General features: G+C 56.5%; 1 protein-coding gene. It reads right to left on the reverse strand.

Translation table 11 applies throughout. The features are described from left to right. The coding region (locus tag ACRPFF_RS11655) for a DnaB-like helicase N-terminal domain-containing protein (protein WP_432674680.1) at nt 1–272 on the reverse strand (272 nt) is incomplete at its 3' end. Nucleotides 273–386 lie beyond the last annotated feature (114 nt).

Below are 386 nucleotides of genomic sequence, written 5' to 3' on the forward strand. Positions count from 1 at the left end.
GTGTATAAGAGACAGAACCTGTCGTTCACAATCCCAACGTACCGGCTGATATTCTTCGCGCTTGGGGTGTTTTGGTTCAGGTCTATCAAGTAAGCCAGGCCACCCGCGTTTTCCGCCTCCCCTCTTGCTTCCAGCACCGCCAAGGCTTCGGGGGCGTTTGCCAATACGCCGATGAGGTTGGGGATAAAGCCGTTGTTTTTGGGTACGGCCTCTACGCGCGGTTTGGCGGCTTCGGGGGCGGTTTCGAGGGGGTTTTTCAGACGGCCGTACATTTCGACCGCCATATTTTCGGCAGTGGTGCGGCAGGGCAGGCTCAGGGTTTTCATGTTCCAACCCTCCAAAAGCTGTCTCTTATACACATCTCCGAGCCCACGAGACTCGACGTC

Source organism: Neisseria sp. SLRRB23 (genome assembly GCF_050896295.1).
Lineage (GTDB): Bacteria > Pseudomonadota > Gammaproteobacteria > Burkholderiales > Neisseriaceae > Neisseria.